The organism is Actinorugispora endophytica (assembly GCF_004363075.1).
Taxonomy (GTDB): Bacteria; Actinomycetota; Actinomycetes; order Streptosporangiales; family Streptosporangiaceae; genus Actinorugispora; species Actinorugispora endophytica.
Genome location: NZ_SNYN01000016.1, coordinates 61,597 through 79,877, shown reverse-complemented (window position 1 = coordinate 79,877; position 18,281 = coordinate 61,597). Strand labels below are relative to the sequence as shown.

The window sequence follows — 18,281 nt, the reverse complement described above, 5'->3', positions numbered from 1 at the left end:
CAGGGCACCCCGCCGCGCTCCACCGTGTCCCCCCGCGCCCCCTGCGGGCACCCCCGTGGAGGCCCTCCCGTGCTCGTGATCAGCAATTCCCAGGCAGGCGGCAACGAGGACCGGAGCCTGCGCGCCGCGGTGGGGGAGCTGACGGTCGCGGGGTCCGGGGCGGTCGAGGTCGCCTCCTGCGGTGACGCCTCGGAACTGGAGAAGGCGCTGGAGCGCGGCCACGAGACGCTGGTGGTGGCGGGCGGGGACGGCAGCCTGCACGCCGTCGCGAACGCGCTGCACCGGCGCGGGGAACTCGGCGGCCGCACGATGGGACTGCTCCCGCTGGGAACCGGCAACGACTTCGCCCGCGGGCTGGGCATCCCGCTGTCCCCCGAGGCCGCCGCCCGGGCGTTCCTCGCCGGGGCCGCCCGGCCGCTGGACCTGTTCGTGGACGACACCGGCGAGGTGACGGTGAACGCGGTGCACCTGGGGATCGGCGCGGATTCCACCCGGGAGGCCGCCCGGTGGAAGAGGCTGCTGGGTCCGGTGAGCTTCCCGGTCGGCGGACTGATCGCGGGATGGGCCGCGCAGGGCTACCGGATGCTGGTGGAGGCCGACGGCGAGACCGTGATCGGCCCCCGGCACAAGGTCCTCATGGCCGGGCTGGCCAACGGCCGCTACATCGGCGGTGGGGCCGGCACCCTCGACCCGGACGCGCGGGCCGACAACGGCACGATCAACCTGGTGGTCTCCCGCTCGCGCGGTTTCTGGCGGCGCGCCACGCACGCGGTGCGCCTGCACCGGGGCACGCACCCGATGGAACTGGACGTCTACCGGCGCCAGGCCCGCACCGTCAGGGTCGTCTGCGAACCGGTGACCGAGAGCAACGACGGCGAGATCACCGAGGGCGTCATCTCGCGCACCTGGACGGTCCTGCCCGGCGCCTGGCGCTTCGTGGTGCCGCCCGCCGGGGGGTGACCCCGGCCCCCTCTCCGCCGCCCCGGGGCCGGGTCAGCGGTTGACGACCAGCTCGTAGCAGGCGATCGCGGCCGCGGCGGTGACGTTGAGGGAGTCGACGTCGCGTTCGGCCATGGGGATGCGCACGCGGACGTCCGCCTGGTCCATCCAGCGGAAGGAGAGTCCGTCGCCCTCGCTGCCCAGCAGCAGCGCGTACTTCCCGGCTCCGTCGCCGACGGCCTCGGCCAGCGTCACCGAGTCCGGCGCGGGCGTCATCGCCAGCAGTGCGAAACCGCGTTCGCGCAACCCCTCCAGCCCGCCGTGCCAGTCGTCGAGCCGGGTGTAGGGCATGGTGAACACCGCGCCCATGGACACCTTGACCGCGCGCCGGTACAGCGGGTCAGCGCAGCGGGGGGCGAGCACGATCGCGTCGACACCCAGTCCGGCGGCGCTGCGGAAGATCGCGCCCACGTTGGTGTGGTCGACGACGTCCTCCAGGACCACGACGCGGCGGGCTCCGGCGAGCACCTCGTCCACACCGGGCAGCGGCTTGCGCTGGAAGGAGGCCAGGACGCCCCGGTGCAGGTCGAAACCGACCAGCCGCTCGGCGACGGACTCGGCGACGGTGTACACCGGGGCCCGGACCGTCCCAACCACGTCGGCCAGCGCGGCCGCGCGCCGTTCGGTGAGCAGCAGCGAGCGCGGCCGGTACCCCGCGCGCAGCGCCCGGCGGACCACCTTCTCCCCCTCGGCCATGAACAGGCCGTGCTCGGCCTCCAGGCTCTTGCGGAGGTTGACGTCGCGCAGCCGGACGTAGTCGGCCAGCCGCTCGTCGTCCGCGTCGGGTACCTCGATGACGTTCACGGCCCCATTCTCACCGACCGGCGTCGGGGGCGCGCCCGGCGGACCGCTTCCGCCCGGGGCCTACTCCAGGTGGTCGGTCAGCGGCTTGAGCCGCTGCCAGCGGGCCTCTTCGCAGGAGTCGCCGCGGGAGATCTCCGTCTCGATCTCCACGCCCTCCCAGACCCCGCTGATGGTGGCGGTCTCCGGGCCGTACACGACCTCGGTGCAGATGGAGCCGGGCGCCACCTCGTCGAAGGGCCCCGCCTGGTCCTCCTCCTCGACCCCGGCGGCGAGCTCCGCGCAGGCGGCGGGGTCGGTCAAGGGGTCGCCCTCGCAGGTGAGGCTCTGCCCGTAGGACTCCTCGCCTCTGTCGACGCGTACCTCCAGGGCGGCGACAGGGGCGTCCGGCAGGTCGGTCAGCCCGCTCATGGTGCTGAGGTTCGCCGCCTCCGTCGGAGCGTCGGGCAGGGAGACCAGGGACGTGCCCACCACCGCGGTGTAGACGGTCGCGCCGCCCAGGCAGAGCGAGCCGAGCACAGCGGTGCCGACCGTGCCGAGGGAGTCCCAACGAGCGCCGAGCTTGATCATTGCCACCCTAAAGAGTCCAGTGATTACGGAAAGCCGCAGCGCGGGAACACCCCTGCCTGCGGCTCCTTCACCCCGCGACCCCCCTCGCCACCGGACCCGTCCAGGCGTGCTACCGCTCCCCCGGCACAACTGCCACGACCATGCGCGTCCGGCACGCGAAACCCAGAATCAACTGGCGCGAGCGGTTCGCAATCCTAGCCGCGTTCCATCCCCGCGGCATCCCGTCCCCCCGCGGCCGGCGGGAAACCACCGGGGCGCGGACGCGGAACACCACCGGACTCCGCGGAAGTCCCGCGGGGCTCTCGGCTCCCCATCGACCGCCGTGGACAGTGGAAGGCCGCGCGGCCTCGCGTAGCGGCGGCCGCGCGAACCACGCGGGTCCGACGCCGCGCCGGTCCCCGGCCACAGGACCGGCGGGCGGCTTCGAGCGTGCTGTTCGCGCGGCCGCCGTCCCGCGAATGCCACGCGGCCCCGTCCGGCGCTCCTCGGCTCGGGAGGACCACCCGGCCGACCCGCTCCGGCTCCCGGGAACCCCGGTAGAACGGCGCTCGGCAAGGGCGCCCCCGCCTTCCCCCTTCGCCCCCCGTGAGACTAAGGTCACAGAACAACCGAGTACTCACCAAGCGGGTCCCCGGGAAGGCGCCTCCTCCCCTCTGCGCCCACCGGGGCGTCCGCGGATCCCCCAGGGAGACGACGTGGCGATCGGACGACACCGGCTCCCCTCCCCGGTCCGCCGGACACCGGCCGCTCCCGTCGGGCTGACCGCGGTCGTGGTCGGGGTCCTGCTGGTGACCGCCCTCGCCGTCCCCGCGGGCCTCCGGGCGCTGGGCTGCGGGGAACCGAGGTACCTGAGGGTCGCCGCGTCCCTGAGCATCGCGCCGGTCCTGCAGCGGGCCGCCGACGAGTTCAACGACGCCGGCCACCGTGTCGAGGGCGTCTGCGTCTACGCCCAGGCCGACGAGGCGCCCCCGCACCGGATCATGACCGAGCTGTCGGGTGGCCCGGGCATCCCGTCGGGGACCGCCCCGGACGTGTGGGTGCCCGAGTCCTCGGCCTGGACCGAGCTCGCCCGCGTCTCCGAGACCGGAGCCCGCACCATCGACACCGAACCGCACTCGCTGGCCAGCTCCCCCGTCGTACTGGCCGCCCCCGAGGGGGCCGAAGGCGTCCCCGAGGGGACGGAGGCCAGCTGGGAACTGGTGCTGCCCGGCGGGCGCGCCCCCGACCGCCCGTTGGTGATGGTCGACCCCAACCGGGGCGTCGACGGCATGACGGCGATGTACGCGGTGCGCCGGGCCCTGGGAACCGGCGACGAGGCGGACGCGGCCATGACCGCGTTCGTGCGCGACGTCCAAACGGACACGGCCTTCGGGGAGATCCAGCTGGACGGCGTCTACCCCGCCCCCACCGGTGTCGACCCGCTGGTGGTCGCCCCCGAGCAGGCGGTGTGGCGCTACAACAACGACGCCCCCGAGACCCCGCTGCGCGTGCTGTACCCCTCCGAGGGCACGGTCAGTCTGGACTACCCGTTCGTGGCCACCACCGGCGATCCGCTCATACGCGCGGCGGCCGACGAGCTGTACCAGGTCCTGCAGGCCCCCGCCTACCGCGAGCAGCTGCGCGACCTGGGCTTTCGCGAGCCGGACGGCACGGCGAGCCGGACCGTCTCCGACACCGGGGGGATCGTCGGACCGCCTCCCAGGACGCACGACGAGCTGACCGGGGACGCCCTGCTGACCTCGGTCCAGGACTGGAACCGGCTGTCGATGCCGTCCCGGGCGCTGGTCCTCGCCGACGTCTCCGCGGAGATGAGCGAGGAGCTGAGCGAGGGCGGCCCCGACAAGATCGACGTCGCCGTCGACGCCGCGCGGCTCGGACTCTCCCTGTTCCCCGACAACACCGACCTGGGGTTGTGGCTGCTGTCGGACGGGTTCGGCCCCTCCGGGCGCGACGAGGCCAGGCAGCTGACCTCGCTGCGGGCCCCGGCCTCCTCGTCGGCCGTCACCATGCGCCAGGAGCTGCAGCGGATCGCGGACGGGATCACCGTCCGGGGCGGCGGGCCGCGGCTGTACGACAACATCCTCGCCGCCTACGACGAGATGCAGGACGCCTACGAGGAGGACAAGATCAACAGCGTCATCCTGCTGACGGCGGGTGTGGACGGCGGTTCCAGCACGCTCTCCCACGGCGACCTGGTGGCCGAGCTCCGGAACCGCTTCGACCCGGACCGGCCGGTCACCATGTTCGTCATCGCCTTCGGCGCGCGAGCCGAGGCCGACCGGCTGGCGGAGATCGCGGCGGCGACCAGCGGCACCTCGTACGTGACCGACGACGCCGGGGAGATCGGGGACATCTTCCTGGGTTCCGTCTCGCGGCGGCTGTGCGTTCCGGACTGCGAGGGGTGACGACGGGAACCCGGCCGGACATCACGATTGGGTGACGGACCGGCAAAGCCCGGCGGGCCGGTCCGCGACGGCGGCGGTATTGCAAATCCCTTCTTCACCGGACGTTCACGTGCGGGACACCGCGCCCGCGCCTTCCGGCGCGCTCCCCGCCCCCGTCCCCGCCTCTTCTTCCACGATGTCGACTTGAGTACCGTTCCGAAGTGGACCCGTCGGTAACAAGCACCCGTGAGGACACCTTGGGACGCCATCGCGGAAACAGCGCTGACGCGAACGACTCCACCGCCCCCGACGACTACGAGCCGCGCCGCCGCGCGAGCAGGAAGCGGCGCCGCGGCAAGAGGCGCGCGCTCGTCGCGTTCGCCGCCGCGCTCGCCGTCCTCACCGGCCTGGGCGTCACCGGTTACCTCGTCCTCGGCGGCCGGGGCGGCTGCGGCGGCCAGGACATCCCCCTGAGCGTCGCCGCGGCCCCCGAGATCGCCCCCGTGCTGACCCGGGTCGCCCAGACCTTCAACGACGAGAACGAGGGCGTGGACGGCCAGTGCGTGAACGTCGAGGTGCGCGGCGTCGACTCGGCCGACGTCGCCTACGGCATCACCGGGGCCGGACCGACCATGGGTGACACGGACTCGGACGTGTGGATCCCGGACTCGGGCATCTGGCCCTCGATGGTCCGGCGCGACTCCGGCGACGCCGTCGTCACCGACACCGGGACGTCGGTGGCCCGGTCCCCGCTGGTGCTGGCGATGCCCGAGGGCGCCGCCGCGGACGCTGAGGAGGCCGGGGAGCCTCCGTCCTGGCAGACCCTGGTCCCCACCCAGGCGCCGTCGAGCACGACCGACGCCCCCTACCAGGTGCGCGTGGTCGACCCCGTCCGCAGCGCGTCGGGGCTGGCCACACTCGCGCTCCTCAGCGGCGCGATCGGCACCGAAGACGAGGACCAGCCGCAGCTCATCGCCGCCCTGCAGAACCTCCAGGAGTCGGTCTCCGCCGACGAGGAGGCCGCCTTCGGCGTGCTCAGCGACACCGAGGAGGGCTCCCGGCCCGTCCTGGTCCTGAGCGAGCAGGCCGCCTGGCGCTACAACAGCCGGCACCCCGACTCCGCCGCGCACGTCACCTATCCCGAGGGCGGCACCTACACGCTGGACTACCCGTACGTGCTGCGCACTACCGACCCCCTCACCCTGCGCGCGGCCGAGGCGTTCCGCGACGCCCTGACCAGGCAGGCCCCGCAGGAGTCCATCCGCGCCGAGGGGTTCCGGTCCGCCGACGGCAGGACCGACCCCGCGGTGCTCGGCGAGGACGCCGGCTTCCGGGCCGAGGCGCCGGAGAACCTGCCCACGCCCAGCGACAGCTCCGTGAAGTCCCTCACCAGCGCGTGGAACCAGCTCCGGCTTGGCACCCGACTACTCACGGTCGTGGACATCTCCGGTTCCATGATCGAGCCCGTGCCTGGTACCGGGCTCACCCGGATGCAGGTCACCACCATGGCCGCCCGGGAGGGTCTCGACATGTTCAAGAAGGACTCCGAGCTGGGGATCTGGGAGTTCTCGGTGCGGATCAACAACGACCTGGACTACCGCGAGACGGTGCCGATCCGGGCGCTCGACGCCGAGGTCGACGGCACGACCCAGCACCAGGTTCTGGACTCGGCGCTGGCCGGGATCCAGCCCAAACCCGACGGCGACACCGGGCTGTACGACACGATCCTGGCCGCGTACCGGGAGATGTCCGGCACCTACGCGGCGGACCGGGTGAACACCATCCTGGTGCTCACCGACGGCAACAACGACGACGACGCCAGCATCTCCCTGGAGGAGCTGCTGAGCACCCTCCAGGCGGAGGCCGCGCCGGACCGCCCGGTCGCCGTCATCTCCATCGCCTTCGGCCCGGACGTGGACCCCGAACCGCTGGAGCGGATCGCCGAGGCGACCAACGGCGCGGCCTACACCACCGACGACCCCACCCGGATCGGGGAGATCTTCCTGGAGTCCTTCACCCTGCGCATCACCGAGGACGAGGAGTAGGGGGTCTCCGGCGCGGGGACGGTGCCCGTTCCTCTCGGTGATCTTGACCTTTCCGGGGTCTCAATCGCCTCCGAGACCCCGGAAAGGTCAAGATCACCGGGGAGAGCGCGAGAACGCCTCGACGATCCGCCCGGCGCGCGTTGGCCGGTTCCGGTCAGGGCTCCGGGCGGGCACACCGATCGATGAGGCCGGACGGACGGTCCGTCCTCGCCCAGCGGGTATCACCTATGGACTTACCGTACGTATTCGCGTACGCAGAGGTTTGCGGAATACGCGAACTCGCTGAGAGGTGGCCGCCGTGGCCAACGCTTGGATGCGCGGTATCGGCAGGGTGAACGGCAAGACACCCGGGGGCCGGCCCCAGGGCGGTGCGCCGCGCGCCGTCTGGCACATGAGCGAATCCGACCCGAACAATCTGTCCGCACGTTCTGTGGCGCAGCGGCTGGACAGCGACGGCCGCACCTCCCACCTGGTGTGGAACCCCGTGACGGGGGACACCGTCCAGCTCCTGCCGGCCACTGCGGCCGCCGCCGGGCAGCTGACCCCGGGCCTGCGGACCGACCGCGCCCGTGAAGGCCGCGTCTGCATCGTCATCCAGGTCGTCGGCTACTCGCTGCTCCCCTTCACCGACGGGCCGCTCAACGGACTCGACCCCATCCTGCGGTGGTTGGACTCGTGGGAGATCCCCCGGTGGTGGCCTGCCGGACCGCCCGCGCCCTTCCCCGCCTCCCACTCCCCCTCCGGCTCCGAGCGCCTGTGGGCCCAGGGAGGGCACTTCGGCCATTCCCAGGTTCCCGGCTCCAGGGCCGACGGACCCGGCGCGATCGACATCGGACGGTTGCGCGGGGTCCCGCTCCCCTTCCCGGCCCCCGGGCTCCGCTCCCCGTCCGCGACCGGACCGCTTTCGCGGGTCCGGCCGAGTGCCAACGGAGTGCGCCCGCACGCCGCCACGGGTCCGACCTGACCCGAAGCACCCGGCCCGTACCGGTGGGGGGAGCGAAACGGCCCCGTGGTCCGGTCCGACCCGAAAACCCCTTAGTCTGTCGCCCATGGGTGGATCGATCGAGCCAGGCTGGTACGCGGACCCCGAGGGAGCGGTCGACCAGCTCCGCTGGTGGGACGGCAGCGACTGGACACAGCACGTCCGCGCGTTGTCCGAGCTGTCCGGAGGACAGGACGCCGCTTCCTCCGACGGGGGGTCCTCGGTCGGCGCCGGGACCACAGCGGACCTGGGCGGCGGCGCTCCGGACCAGGCGACCATCAACCTGGGCGGCGGCGCGCCCCATTACGACGCCGACCCCGCCGGCGCCACCATGCACGTCAACCCCCCCGGCCGCCCCCGGCCGGACCAGGACGACGACGAACCCACCGCCGACCTCGGCGACGCCGCTCCGGACCAGGCGACCATCAACCTGGGCAGCGTCACCCCCCACTACGACGCCGACCCCGCCGGCGCCACCATGCACGTCAACCCCCCCGGCCGCCCCCAACCGGACCAGGACGACGACGAACCCACCGCCGACCTCAGCGGCACCGCCGCCTCCCCCGGCGCCACCATGCGCGTCAACCCGCCCGGCCCTCCCCGGCCGGACCAGGACGACGACGAACCCACCGCCGACCTGGGCGGCGGGAACGCCGCACACGGCTTCGACGACGCGCCCAAGACCGCGGTGTTCACCCCCAACGGCCCGATGTTCACCCAGGCGGCCGCCGGTGAGGGGCCTGACGGGGCCCCCGAGGAGGGCGGCGGCAAGTTCAACAAGTTCTTCGGCAACCTCAAGGAGGGGCTCCAGGACTACCGCTCCGAACTGGCCGAGGACCGAAAGAAACGCCAGGAGGAGCAGCGCGTCAAGGCCGAGGAGCAGCGCCGCAAGGCCGAGGAGGAGGCCAGGCTCCGCGCGGAGCAGCAGGCGAAGGCCGACCAGGAGCGCCGCGAGCGCGAGGCCCAGAACCCCACTCCCCCCACGCCTCCCGTCGACGCCGCTTCCCGGTCCGCGCGGGACACCCCGACCGCGGACACCCCCGGCGCCCCCGCCACCCCCGGTACGGGCGGCAGCCCCGCCGGGTACGCCCAGCCGCCGGCCGCGCCTTCGGGCCCCCAGACCCCCGGATACCCGAAGCAGCCCCCCTCGCCTCCCCAGCGGCAGGGCCACTACCCTCCGTCGCCCCAGCCGCAGCCGTACCGGCCTCCGACAGGCCCCCAGCGCAGCGCGGCCCCCGGATACCCGCAGCAGTACCAGCCCCACCCGAACCCGACGCCCCCGGTGCCGCCCTCGAAGCCGTCCCGGCGCGGCCGCCGTTCCACCCCGTCTCCGGCGCAGCAGGGCTACCCGGGCGTCGCTCCCGGCCAGTACCCGCGGGGAGTCCAGCCGCCCGTGCCTCAGGGGCGCGGCGGCCAGGGCCCGCAGGGCTACCCCGGTCGGCCCCCGGTGCCGGGGCAACCCCAGTGGGGACCCCAGCAGGGTCGCGGCCCGTACCCGGCGCCGCCCCCGCCCAAGCGCAAGAAGAAGGGCGGCGGCTGCTGCGGCTGCCTCACCTTCCTGGTGCTCCTCGTGCTCCTGGTCGGCGCCGGGGGCTTCCTGTGGCTCGCCGAGGTCCCGTTCATGACCGCCGTCTTCGGTCCGCCGAGCCTCGTCGGCCTGTAGCCCCCGCGAGGAGCGGCGCGTCCGAGCCGGGCGCGCCGCTCCTCGCGTACCGGGAGGGCGGATCCGGCCGGAAAACGGCTCTTGGGCGAAACACGCCTAAGCTAGCCCTCATGAACGACAGCCTGGTGTGGATCGACTGTGAGATGACGGGGCTCGACCTCGAGAACGACGCGCTGATCGAGGTGGCCTGCCTGATCACTGACGGCGAGCTCAACCAGATCGGCGAGGGCGTCGACGTGGTCGTCAAACCGCCCCAGGCGGCGCTGGACCAGATGGGCGACTTCGTCACCCAGATGCACACCACCTCGGGGCTGCTGGCGGAGCTCGACAACGGCGTGACCCTGGCCGAGGCCGAGGAGCAGGTCCTGGACCACATCAAGCGCTACGTCCCCGAAGCGAAGAAGGTCCCGCTGTGCGGGAACTCCATCGCGACGGACCGCGCCTTCCTCGCGCGTGACATGCCCCTCATCGACAACCACCTGCACTACCGGATGGTGGACGTCTCCAGCATCAAGGAACTGCTGCGCCGCTGGTACCCCCGCGTGTACTTCGCCAGCCCGGAGAAGCACGGCGGACACCGCGCCCTGGCCGACATCACCGAGAGCATCCAGGAGCTGCGCTACTTCCGCGCCGCCGCCTTCGTCCCCATGCCCGGACCGGACAGCCCCACGGCCAAGGCCATCGCCGCCGACATCCTCTCCGGCGGCGACGGCACCGGTGTGGGCTCCGCCTCCGGGAAAGGGTGAGCGCACCACTCCCAACACCCGGTAGTATTCTTGCTGAACGCAGGCGCCGGACATGTTCGGCCCCGCGCTCATGGTGGGTGTAGCTCAGCTGGCAGAGCACCTGGTTGTGGTCCAGGATGTCGCGGGTTCAAGTCCCGTCACTCACCCCATAGAGGGACAAGCCCCGACCCGCGGAGACACTCCGCACCGGTCGGGGCTTCGTCGTTGCCGGGGCCATCACCCGTACGGCCGCGACCGAAGCGGGCGCGGCCCACGACAAGAGCGCGTCCGGACGGTTAGCGTTGACGGCAGGTGCCCCGGCTCTTTTCCTCTGGTGGGAGGCCGTATGACCGCCGACGAGCCCCGGATCCGCGACGAGGCCGAGCGCGCCTCGGAAAGCCTGCGGGACGTGCTGTTCGCCGCCGACCTGAAAAAGCTGGTGCGGGCTTCCCGGGAGGACGACGGGGAGAGGGTCGCGGAGATCCGGCGACACTACGGGAAGAAGTAACCGCTTCCGGCCACCGGCCGCACACCGGCGGCGCCGGATGTTACCGTGAGTGCGTTTCGCTTCTCCCTCAGGCATCGGACAGGAGAACCATGAGACTCACGCTGCTCGCCAAGGACGACAAATCCGGCGAGAAGGGCTGCCCTTCGGTCTACCTGGCCGACACGGGTGAGCTCGTCGTGCAGGGAGTCGAACTGGCCGCCCCGGACCTGGCCGAACTGCAGAATCCCCTGCCCGGGGAGACGGCCGTGCGGATCGCCCCGGAGGTCGCCCTCAGGGCCGTGGAGCTGTACGACCAGAACAGGGCGCGATGACCCCGCAGCGCGGGAGCCACCCTGTCGACGAGGAGGAGTTCGAGCAGCTGTTCGCCAGGTTCCGCTACACGGCGTTCAGGCTGGAGACGCTCCAGCACTACTCCGTCGATTACGAGGACGCGCCTTTCCGGCGCTTTCTCGCCGGCGGGCAGCCGGAGCACTCGGCTGTCCTGAGCGACTGGGGCGAGGAGATCCGGGCGGGGATCGGTGAGGGGCGTACATACCGCCGGGTCCACGTGGTCACCGAGCCGCTGTCGGACTACGTGCGCTTCGAATGCTCGTGGGGTTACCCCCGCAACGTGGCCGCCGGTGAGGACATCCGTATCCTCGCCGTTCCGGAAGGCGAGTGGCCCGAGGGGATACCGCGCCTGGACTACTGGCTGTTCGACTCCCACAGGCTGCTGAGGATGAACTACGGGCCCGACGGTTCGATGCTCACCCCCGAGCTGGTCGAGGACCCCGAGCAGGTCGTGGCCGCCAACCTCTGGCGCGACCGCGCGCTGCACCTGTCGGTCCCCTTCACCGAGTACCAGGCCCGGTTCGACGCCGCGATGCGCCCCCGCTGAAAGGCGCAGACAGTGGAAGACGACATCGACGGCGGCCCCCCGGACCGCGCCACCGGCGCGGCGGGCACCCGCAACGACGTCCGGGGCGATCCGGAGATCGTCGTGCAGGCCGGGGTCTTCCACGGCGACGTGCACATCACGGCCTCCGCGTCCGTGGACGAGCCTGTGCCCCGCCAGCTTCCGATGACGGTGAGGGAGTTCGTCGACCGCCGCGCCGAGATCGCTCTGCTCGACGCGCTGCTGCCCCCGCTGGACGGCGGAACGGCCGACCGGCCCGGCGCGACGGTCGTCGTCTCCGCGATCGGCGGCGCGGCGGCGGCGAGGCCGCCCGCGCGCTCGTCCGGGAGTCCATCGGCGTGTTCCGCGCGGCCGGTGAGCGGCGCGGCGAGGGCATGGCCCTGCTCAGCCTCGCCGACTGCGAACGCTCCACCGGCGGCTTCGACGCCGCCCTGGACCACTGCCGCGCCGCGACCGCCGTCTTCACCGGGATATCGGACACCTGGACCATCGCCTGGGCGGGCTGCTCGACGGGGGCGGTGCTGAACGCGGTCGGCAGGCACGCCGACGCCCTGGCGCACTACCGGTCCGCGCTCGGGGTCTTCCGCGACTTCGGGGACCACGACAGCGAGTCCGTCGCGCTGACCGGGATCGGCGAGGCGTACACGGGACTGGGCGATCCCGACCAGGCCCGCTCTCACCTCAACGCCGCCCTGGACATCCTCGTCTCCGTGGACGATCCCCGGACCGGGGAGGTCGAAGCGCTCCTCGCCCGCGTTCCCTGACGCCCGGGCTGGCTCGGGGGCGCTCCCGGTTCCCCGGGGCAGTCCGCCGACCGGGGCTTCGTCGCCGCCGGGGTCACCGCTCCCCGGACTGCTGTGAGGGGGTCTTCGCGGGCTCCTCGGACTTCAGTCGGCCGATCCGGGGGAGGAAGCGGCCGGAGCGGGCGGCAGCCCGGCCAGCGCGGCCACCGGAGCGGCCAGGCCGGGCAGCAGAGCAGCGGCGAACAGTACCGTGCCCCACCAGTCCGGACTGAACGGGGTGGTCTCGGGACGGCGGAAAGCGGTGTCGCCGGTGCGCAGCCGGGCCAGCAGAGTGCGTGGTCCGAAGGCGAGCAGCAGGCCGGTGGGGTGGAGCAGGAGCGCGGCGAGTGTCACGGGCGTCCCCGCTCGGGAGGTCTCCGGCCGCCATCGGTCGGGGGCGGTACGGCGGTCAGGAGGTCAGGAGCAGCAGGAGCAGCCCGGCGCGCATCCGCAGGCGTCGCCGTCGTCGGCGTCGGCTGCGGTCATGGCGATGCCCGCCGGGGCGCAGCAGGCGTCGCCGCGCCACGCCACGCGGCCCTCCCTGACCGCGACGGCGGCGATGGCCAGTGCGACGACCGGGTCAGCCCACGACCAGCCCAGCAGGGCGTTGGCCAGCAGGCCCGCCAGGAGCGCGGCCGACAGGTAGGCGCACAGCAGGGTCTGCTTGGAGTCGGCCACGGCCGAGGCGGAGCCGAGCTCGCGGCCCGCCCGGCGCTGGGCCAGGGACAGGAACGGCATGACCACCACCGACAGGGCGGCGAGCACGATGCCGGGCACGGAGGTGTCGGCCTCGCCCGCGCCGACCAGGGAGCGCACCGCTTCGAACGTGACGTAGGCGGCCAGCGCGAAGAAGGAGACGGCGATGACGCGCAGCGCCCTCTTCTCCCTCGCCTGGCGCACCGCGGCCTCGCGGGCGGAGAACTGCCAGGCCACCGCAGCGGCGGAGGACACCTCGACGACCGAGTCCAGCCCGAAGCCGACCAGCGCCGTAGAGGAGGCGACCGTCCCGGCGGCGATCGCCGCAACGGCCTCGACGACGTTGTAGGCGATGGTCGCCGCGACCAGCAGGCGGACGCGCCGCGTCAGCGCAGAGCGGCGCGCCTCGGACACCTCCGGCGCCAGGGGGGAGGCCATCAGCAGCACCCCTTCTCCGCCGCGTCCGCGCACGCCTTGTCGGTCTCCACCGCGAGCACCGCCGAGCGCAGGTCGTCCAGGGCGTGGCCGAGCCTGGCGTCGGCCAGTTCGTAGCGCACCCGCCGCCCGACCGGGACGGTGACGACCAGGCCGCAGTCGCGCAGGCAGGCCAGGTGGTTGGACAGCCGCGTGCGGCTGATCCCCAGCACGTCGGCCAGGTCGGCCGGATGGGCGGGGCTCTCCCGGAGTGCCAGCAGGATCCGGCAGCGGATCGGGTCCGCGAGCGCCCGCCCGAACCGGGCGAGCGCGTCGATGTCGGTGGCGATCGTCAGCATGCCGGCAACAGTACACGAAAGCCTGAATTCACATAACCGTGGATTCACCTTCCCGGGACGCGTCCGGGCGAGGGCGGCCGGGAGCCCCTTGCCCGATGATCCCGACGTCAGTGTTCTGGAGGACTCGGTTCCGAAACGCCGACGTCGAGATCATCGACAGGACCCTCGCAGGGAGCCGGGGACACGGGCCGTGCTACGACGCCTTACCCTCCGAGATCGCGGTCTGGTGGATTCCGGCCAGGACGTCCGGGTCGGGCCCGGCGAACAGGCCCTCGGAGCCGTTGAGTTCCAGTCCGGTGAAGGGTGACTCGTACAGCGACTCGATACCGAGGTCCCTGTTACAGACCGGGTCAGGACCAAGCCCAGCGGTTCATCCCCACGTGCGTGGGGCTTGGTCGGCGGGGCTGCACTCGGCCTTGACCGGCAGCGGTTCATCCCCACGTGCGTGGGGCTTGGGCTAATGACCTGCGACTATGCAGAGCGTTATCTTGCCTGAGGATGTCATCCAGGAAGTCCTGACCACTACGAGACAGTCTGCCAGAAACACCGAGTCATTCTCGGTGAGAGGTGAGGGATACGGCCACCTGTCTCACCGACGACTCACCAGGTACGCAGAGGCAAGCAGTAGGGAGTTCCCGGCGCGGGGCGCTTTGGCGTCGGTAGCAGGGACCTACTCGATGATCTTGAGCCTTCTGCCCGTTTCCGGGGCTGGAAGGGCGGAAAACTCAAGATCATCCCGGGGTGAGGGCGGAACCGATCTCCGAACCGCCGCACCACGGACCTCCGGCGGGGACGCGCCCGTGCCCGCCGTCGCCTCGCGATCCACGCGGCATAAGGCCAAAAGACCCACGCGAAGTTCCGGGCGCTGCACGTCGATCGGAGTTGCACTCCCGCAGGTCATCCTCAAGCGGCTCGGTCTTTCTCCGCAAGCCATGAGAGCTCTTCCAACTCGTCAAGAAGCGGTATCCGGCGCAAGGAAACGCCCGGGGTAGCATGTGCGTGGGACTGCTTCAGGTAAGCAGAAAACGGCCTCCAGAGTCACTCTGGGGGCCGTCTCTCGTTAGGGGTCAGAACTGCTGTCTCTTCACCACATCGATGAAGCTTCGCCACTCGACGCCTCCGAACAGGAGGTAGCCGAGCTGCGGATTCCGGGAATCACGGATAGCTGACATATCCGGAGTCTCAGCGATCTCGATACAGTTCTCGGTCTTCGGCCCGGAGTACGAGGACTTCCTGAACCGGAGGTTGGACGGCTTCAGCATCGTTGTTCCTCAAGGGCGGGACTCAGCCAGACACTCAAGGAAGCTTCTGGAGTCGTTCACGCTCAGCGCCGACGACGACGGCGGAGTCAGGTAGTACTCGCACTCTCAGATTAGGGCGCTGGACCTGCAACAGATGACCGACCTACCCCGAGGAGGCCCGCCGCCTGCGGCGCATGGCCGACCAGATCACGGCCCGGACCCAGGACCGCGCCTACTGGCTCACCGGGGTGCGCCACACCTGTCTGGCCCTGCTCGCCGAGGTGTCGGCGTGGCCGGGCGACGGCTGCGCCCGCCGCCGCCCCGGTCTGGACACCGGGTGCGTGCGCCCCAGCACCCATCCGGGGTCCTGTCTGGACGCCTTCGGCCACGCCTGGACCCGCGACCCCGACGGGAGTACCGCGCCGTGACCGCCTTCCACTCCCTCTTCATGGTTGACCGCTGTTCATCCTGCCAGTCACGCAGGACCCACCAACTCGCCAAGAAGCGGTATCTGGTAGCCGAAGAGGACAGCCGGTAGGATCTCGGCGGGAACTGTTCAGGTAACAGCGATGAAGGCCCCCGGCAACAGCCGGGGGCCTTCGTTGTTCAAGGGCTACAGGTTGCCGGTTTTGACATCAGCGAGGAACGCCCACCACTCGGCCTTCTCAAACTCGATGTGGCCGAGGTGCGGGTTCTGGCTGTCCTGGACAGCCGCACCGGTGAGTGTGTCTGCGACCTCGACACAGTTTTGCCCGGTTCCACTGCTGTAGGAGCTTTTGCGGAAGGTCAGGCGGGAACGATCAGGCATGAGGATCTGCTCTTCTACTTGGAACTTTTCAAGCTTGCTTCCAAGAATGCCACCGAGTCCTCAACGGACAGGGCGACCTCCTCGACTGCCGCGAACACCCTCTCGTAGTGCTCTAGCTCCTGGCTGTCCTCAAGGAACATTCCAGCGATTGACTGCTCCAGGAAGACCGCCGAGGGATCGTGCGGGAACCTCATGACGACGAACGCACCGTTCATCGCGAGGTGCGGACCCACGGAATCCGGCACGATGCGCACCTGGACGGTAGGACGTTGCACGGCGATGAGGTGCCGCAGCTGCCCTGAGGCGATCTCACCCGGAATCTTGCGCAGAGCGGCTTCATCGATAAGAGCACTGAAGACTGGAGCGTCAGGGCGTTCCAAGATCTGCTTGCGCATCATGCGCGCCTCTACCCGCCGGGTGATCTGGTGCTCGTCGGTGATACCGCTACCACGCACGAGAGCCTCCGCGTAGTCCGGCGTCTGAAGCAGACCCGGAACGTACAGGGCCTCATAGGTGCGCAGCTCTGTCGCTTCGGTTTCCAGGTCGATGTATGCCCCTGTGCCGAGCACATCGCGGTATCCGACCCACCATCCGCTCTGACTGGCCTCCTTCGCCAGCTTCACGTAAGCGGCGCGCTTCTCTTCGTCGATCACTCCGTAGATATCCAGCAAGGTGAGGAGATCTGCCTGCCTCAGACGCTGGAGCTTCCGGTTCTCGATACGGGTCACTTTGGCCGCTGACCACGGACGGTCGGGGCTCCGCTTCTTCGCTTCAGTGGCGACGGCCTCGACCGTGAACCCCTTGCTTGCACGCAGTGTCAGCAGCTGTCGGGCGAGACGGCGTCGGCGGAGCGTAGGACTGGCAGCCAATTCGTGAGCACTCCTCGCTGAGGGTGATGACTGGTAGCGCGATTCTACGCGTGAGGTTGATTTCTGTGACATTCAGTGCACCGTTCACTCTAGGACAACAGATTCGATGAACATTGTTACAGTCGATCCAAAATGAATATTGCACTTTTCCTGATCCTGGGGCACGATGGAATCACCTGAACAGATCTGGCCGGACCTCCCATCCGGCCCTTCCCGAGGAGTCCGCTCATGCGACTCGTCCGTTCTCTCGTCATGCCCTGGGCGGCGTTGCCGTCGTTCCTGGCTCCGCCTCCCCGTCGGGTGGCCCGGCACGCGCGCACGTCCCGGCCTGCGGCAACCCGGCCTGCCGTTCCCCGCACCGCCGCGCCCCGCACCGCCGTTCCCGGGGTTCCGTCGCCGCGCCGCCCCGGCTGGGCGCGGCCGTTGGCCCGCACGGTGGCGGTGCCGCCCGACCGGGTGCGTTTCGCCGAGGTCGCCCGGGCCCACCGGGCGTTGTGGGCGCTGTCCTACGACCCGGCCCAGGGCGCGTCCTTCCAGGCCCGTCACCGGGTCATCGGCACCCTGGTGGTGGCGGCCAGTGATCTGGAGGCGTTGGACTTCGCGCTCGCCGAGTTCGTTGCGCCTTCGCACGCGCGCGGCTACCTGGCCCGCCACCGCGGCGGCGGCGGCGTTGTCCGGCGCGCTTCGGCGGTGGTCTGATGCTCGACCTGACCCCCGAGGAGGTCCGCCGCCTGCGGCGGCTGGCCGACCAGATCGCGGCCCAGACCCAGGACCGCGCCTACTGGCTCACCGGGGTGCGCCACACCTGTCTGGCCCTGCTCGCCGAGGTGTCGGCGTGGCTGGGCGACGGCTGCGCCCGCCGCCGCCCCGGTCTGGGCACCGGGTGCGTGCGCCCCGGCGCCCATCCGGGGTCCTGTCTGGACGCCTTCGGCCACGCCTGGACCCGCGACCCCGACGGGAGTACCGCGTCGTGACCGCCTTCCACGAGGTCCCGCCGCCGTCCTTCGACGGCGCGGCGGCGGCCTTCGCCACCACCCTGGCCGGGGTCCCCGCCAACGTCGCCGTGGCGCGGCGCTGGACGCGCGGCGTGCTGGCCCTGGCCCCGAGAGCCCGGGTTCCGGAGCCGGTGGTGGACACCGCCGTCCTGCTGGTGTCCGAGTGCGCCGCCAACGCCGTCACCCACACCCCCAGCGGGCGGCCCGGCGAGGTGTTCGGCGTGCACGTGCGGGTGGCGCCGGGGCGGTTGCGCGCCGAGGTGCGCGACCGGCGCCCCCACGGCGCGGCGGCCCCGCGCGCCGTGGACGCCGCCCCCGACGCCGAGCACGGGCGCGGCCTGGCCCTGGTCCACGCCCTGTCCACCACCTGGGGGCCCCTGCCGTCGGCCTCGGGGGTGTTCTTCACCCTCACCTGGCCGCAGGCCCCGCCCCTGGTCCCCGACCCCTGACCACTGCCCTGACCACTGCGGGGAGGAGTATCCGGCCCAAAGCGAAAGGCCGGCCGGGTGCTCCTCCCGGCCACCGGCGACCGTCCAAGGCGGCCC

Annotated in this window: 22 protein-coding genes and 1 tRNA gene; 15 read left to right on the top strand and 8 right to left on the bottom strand. The window is 71.6% G+C overall.

Annotated elements, in window-relative coordinates:
* Window positions 1–75: 75 nt before the first annotated feature.
* Window positions 76–960, top strand: coding sequence for a diacylglycerol/lipid kinase family protein (locus EV190_RS16920; RefSeq protein WP_243742625.1), 885 nt, complete (start codon window positions 76–78; stop codon window positions 958–960).
* A gap of 33 nt (window positions 961–993) precedes the next feature.
* Here the strand turns inward: EV190_RS16920 and EV190_RS16915 are convergent, their stop codons facing one another.
* The gene (locus EV190_RS16915) at window positions 994–1,803 is read right to left on the bottom strand and encodes a TrmH family RNA methyltransferase (RefSeq protein WP_133742544.1); all 810 of its coding nucleotides are present in this window, start codon (window positions 1,801–1,803) and stop codon (window positions 994–996) included.
* Between the two features lie 60 nt (window positions 1,804–1,863).
* Complete coding sequence (locus EV190_RS16910) at window positions 1,864–2,370, bottom strand: hypothetical protein (RefSeq protein ID WP_133742568.1); 507 nt, start codon at window positions 2,368–2,370, stop codon at window positions 1,864–1,866.
* Between the two features lie 695 nt (window positions 2,371–3,065).
* Here EV190_RS16910 and EV190_RS16905 point away from each other — a divergent pair.
* The 10 genes from EV190_RS16905 to EV190_RS16865 all read left to right on the top strand — a co-directional run bounded on the left by EV190_RS16905 (window position 3,066) and on the right by EV190_RS16865 (window position 12,336).
* Complete coding sequence (locus EV190_RS16905) at window positions 3,066–4,775, top strand: substrate-binding domain-containing protein (protein WP_133742543.1); 1,710 nt, start codon at window positions 3,066–3,068, stop codon at window positions 4,773–4,775.
* 236 nt (window positions 4,776–5,011) lie between these two features.
* Window positions 5,012–6,799: a substrate-binding and VWA domain-containing protein gene (locus EV190_RS16900; RefSeq protein ID WP_133742542.1), complete on the top strand. Its 1,788-nt coding sequence runs from the start codon at window positions 5,012–5,014 to the stop codon at window positions 6,797–6,799.
* A 298-nt stretch (window positions 6,800–7,097) separates the two neighbouring features.
* Window positions 7,098–7,763: a hypothetical protein gene (locus tag EV190_RS16895; protein WP_208113216.1), complete on the top strand. Its 666-nt coding sequence runs from the start codon at window positions 7,098–7,100 to the stop codon at window positions 7,761–7,763.
* A gap of 85 nt (window positions 7,764–7,848) precedes the next feature.
* The gene (locus tag EV190_RS24350) at window positions 7,849–9,444 is read left to right on the top strand and encodes a DUF2510 domain-containing protein (RefSeq protein ID WP_133742541.1); all 1,596 of its coding nucleotides are present in this window, start codon (window positions 7,849–7,851) and stop codon (window positions 9,442–9,444) included.
* A gap of 110 nt (window positions 9,445–9,554) precedes the next feature.
* Window positions 9,555–10,190 (top strand): oligoribonuclease, encoded by a 636-nt coding sequence (gene orn / locus EV190_RS16885; protein WP_133742540.1) that lies wholly within the window; start codon window positions 9,555–9,557, stop codon window positions 10,188–10,190.
* Between the two features lie 73 nt (window positions 10,191–10,263).
* Window positions 10,264–10,339, top strand: a tRNA-His gene (locus EV190_RS16880).
* A 176-nt stretch (window positions 10,340–10,515) separates the two neighbouring features.
* Complete coding sequence (locus tag EV190_RS23485) at window positions 10,516–10,677, top strand: hypothetical protein (RefSeq protein ID WP_166655487.1); 162 nt, start codon at window positions 10,516–10,518, stop codon at window positions 10,675–10,677.
* A gap of 89 nt (window positions 10,678–10,766) precedes the next feature.
* Complete coding sequence (locus EV190_RS16875) at window positions 10,767–10,988, top strand: hypothetical protein (protein WP_133742539.1); 222 nt, start codon at window positions 10,767–10,769, stop codon at window positions 10,986–10,988.
* On the top strand, window positions 10,985–11,554 hold the full coding sequence (locus EV190_RS16870) for a DUF6879 family protein (RefSeq protein ID WP_133742538.1): 570 nt from the start codon (window positions 10,985–10,987) through the stop codon (window positions 11,552–11,554). Before EV190_RS16875 ends, EV190_RS16870 begins: the two co-directional genes overlap by 4 nt.
* A 356-nt stretch (window positions 11,555–11,910) precedes the next feature.
* Window positions 11,911–12,336, top strand: a complete 426-nt coding sequence (locus EV190_RS16865; RefSeq protein ID WP_133742537.1) for a tetratricopeptide repeat protein — start codon at window positions 11,911–11,913, stop codon at window positions 12,334–12,336.
* A 123-nt stretch (window positions 12,337–12,459) separates the two neighbouring features.
* Here EV190_RS16865 and EV190_RS16860 read toward each other — a convergent pair whose 3' ends face one another.
* From EV190_RS16860 to EV190_RS16845, 4 genes are all read right to left on the bottom strand, one after another.
* Window positions 12,460–12,708 carry a hypothetical protein gene (locus EV190_RS16860; protein ID WP_133742536.1) on the bottom strand — a complete coding sequence of 83 codons (249 nt, stop codon included), beginning with the start codon at window positions 12,706–12,708 and terminating at the stop codon, window positions 12,460–12,462.
* Between the two features lie 63 nt (window positions 12,709–12,771).
* Complete coding sequence (locus EV190_RS16855) at window positions 12,772–13,488, bottom strand: cation transporter (RefSeq protein WP_133742535.1); 717 nt, start codon at window positions 13,486–13,488, stop codon at window positions 12,772–12,774.
* Window positions 13,488–13,823 (bottom strand): ArsR/SmtB family transcription factor, encoded by a 336-nt coding sequence (locus EV190_RS16850; protein WP_133742534.1) that lies wholly within the window; start codon window positions 13,821–13,823, stop codon window positions 13,488–13,490. Before EV190_RS16850 ends, EV190_RS16855 begins: the two co-directional genes overlap by 1 nt.
* A 1,067-nt stretch (window positions 13,824–14,890) precedes the next feature.
* Window positions 14,891–15,085, bottom strand: coding sequence for a DUF397 domain-containing protein (locus EV190_RS16845; protein ID WP_133742533.1), 195 nt, complete (start codon window positions 15,083–15,085; stop codon window positions 14,891–14,893).
* A gap of 173 nt (window positions 15,086–15,258) precedes the next feature.
* Between EV190_RS16845 and EV190_RS16840 the strand changes: the two genes are divergently transcribed.
* Window positions 15,259–15,492, top strand: a complete 234-nt coding sequence (locus tag EV190_RS16840; RefSeq protein ID WP_133742532.1) for a hypothetical protein — start codon at window positions 15,259–15,261, stop codon at window positions 15,490–15,492.
* A gap of 185 nt (window positions 15,493–15,677) precedes the next feature.
* On the opposite strand, the gene EV190_RS16835 is transcribed toward EV190_RS16840, so the two are convergent.
* Both EV190_RS16835 and EV190_RS16830 read right to left on the bottom strand, forming a co-directional pair.
* The gene (locus EV190_RS16835; RefSeq protein WP_133742531.1) at window positions 15,678–15,872 is read right to left on the bottom strand and encodes a DUF397 domain-containing protein; all 195 of its coding nucleotides are present in this window, start codon (window positions 15,870–15,872) and stop codon (window positions 15,678–15,680) included.
* 14 nt (window positions 15,873–15,886) lie between these two features.
* A complete protein-coding gene (locus EV190_RS16830; protein ID WP_133742530.1) occupies window positions 15,887–16,741 on the bottom strand; it encodes a helix-turn-helix domain-containing protein in 855 nt (284 codons plus the stop codon).
* Window positions 16,742–16,969: 228 nt separating this feature from the next.
* On the opposite strand from EV190_RS16830, the gene EV190_RS23480 reads away from it, so the two are divergent.
* From EV190_RS23480 to EV190_RS23470, 3 genes are read left to right on the top strand one after another with little or no spacing between them, the layout of a single operon-like run.
* Window positions 16,970–17,440, top strand: coding sequence for a hypothetical protein (locus tag EV190_RS23480; RefSeq protein WP_166655486.1), 471 nt, complete (start codon window positions 16,970–16,972; stop codon window positions 17,438–17,440).
* The gene (locus EV190_RS23475; protein WP_166655485.1) at window positions 17,440–17,715 is read left to right on the top strand and encodes a hypothetical protein; all 276 of its coding nucleotides are present in this window, start codon (window positions 17,440–17,442) and stop codon (window positions 17,713–17,715) included. The genes EV190_RS23480 and EV190_RS23475 overlap by 1 nt, the downstream gene beginning before the upstream one ends.
* A complete protein-coding gene (locus EV190_RS23470; RefSeq protein WP_166655484.1) occupies window positions 17,712–18,185 on the top strand; it encodes an ATP-binding protein in 474 nt (157 codons plus the stop codon). The genes EV190_RS23475 and EV190_RS23470 overlap by 4 nt, the downstream gene beginning before the upstream one ends.
* Window positions 18,186–18,281: the final 96 nt, after the last annotated feature.

Coding starts and splice junctions, on each gene's coding strand:
- EV190_RS16910 (WP_133742568.1), bottom strand. CDS start 2,370: ATGATCAAGCTCGGCGCTCGTTGGGACTCCCTCGGCACGGTCGGCACC.
- EV190_RS24350 (WP_133742541.1), top strand. CDS start 7,849: ATGGGTGGATCGATCGAGCCAGGCTGGTACGCGGACCCCGAGGGAGCG.
- orn (WP_133742540.1), top strand. CDS start 9,555: ATGAACGACAGCCTGGTGTGGATCGACTGTGAGATGACGGGGCTCGAC.
- EV190_RS23485 (WP_166655487.1), top strand. CDS start 10,516: ATGACCGCCGACGAGCCCCGGATCCGCGACGAGGCCGAGCGCGCCTCG.
- EV190_RS16875 (WP_133742539.1), top strand. CDS start 10,767: ATGAGACTCACGCTGCTCGCCAAGGACGACAAATCCGGCGAGAAGGGC.
- EV190_RS16870 (WP_133742538.1), top strand. CDS start 10,985: ATGACCCCGCAGCGCGGGAGCCACCCTGTCGACGAGGAGGAGTTCGAG.
- EV190_RS16855 (WP_133742535.1), bottom strand. CDS start 13,488: ATGGCCTCCCCCCTGGCGCCGGAGGTGTCCGAGGCGCGCCGCTCTGCG.
- EV190_RS16850 (WP_133742534.1), bottom strand. CDS start 13,823: ATGCTGACGATCGCCACCGACATCGACGCGCTCGCCCGGTTCGGGCGG.
- EV190_RS16845 (WP_133742533.1), bottom strand. CDS start 15,085: ATGCTGAAGCCGTCCAACCTCCGGTTCAGGAAGTCCTCGTACTCCGGG.
- EV190_RS16840 (WP_133742532.1), top strand. CDS start 15,259: ATGGCCGACCAGATCACGGCCCGGACCCAGGACCGCGCCTACTGGCTC.
- EV190_RS16835 (WP_133742531.1), bottom strand. CDS start 15,872: ATGCCTGATCGTTCCCGCCTGACCTTCCGCAAAAGCTCCTACAGCAGT.
- EV190_RS23480 (WP_166655486.1), top strand. CDS start 16,970: ATGCGACTCGTCCGTTCTCTCGTCATGCCCTGGGCGGCGTTGCCGTCG.
- EV190_RS23475 (WP_166655485.1), top strand. CDS start 17,440: ATGCTCGACCTGACCCCCGAGGAGGTCCGCCGCCTGCGGCGGCTGGCC.